The sequence below is a fragment of the Monashia sp. HAY1-2A genome, assembly GCF_056755315.1.
This window is the reverse complement of the sequence record NZ_JBNDHY010000343.1, coordinates 1-317: the sequence shown is the minus strand read 5'-3', so window position 1 is coordinate 317 and position 317 is coordinate 1. Positions and strand designations below refer to the sequence as shown.

General features: G+C 73.5%; 1 protein-coding gene. It reads left to right on the top strand.

The window, feature by feature from the left end; translation table 11 throughout:
- Positions 1 to 317 (top strand): LpqB family beta-propeller domain-containing protein (locus ACPYOM_RS22220; RefSeq protein WP_481347623.1); only part of this gene is annotated, 317 nt, incomplete at both ends.

The window sequence follows — 317 nt, the reverse complement described above, 5'->3', positions numbered from 1 at the left end:
GGCCCGGTCGTCGACGGCAGGGCCCTCGGTGACTCGGCCGTCGAACCGGTCCGCGTCGCGGCCGTCGGCCCCGTCGACGGGGCGAGCCAGGAGGCCGTCATCCGAGGGTTCCTGCGGGCCGGCGAGGACAACGACGAGACGCACCAGACCGGCAAGCTCTTCCTCGCCCCGCAGTCGGTCGACCTGTGGCGGTGGGGCACCGAGGACGTCGTCGTCTACGACGGCGACCTGTCCTTCCGGAGGGTCGGTCCGGACCGCCTCGAGGTGTCGGCCGACGAGGTCGCTCGCGTGTCGGCCGACGGACGGTACGAGGAGCA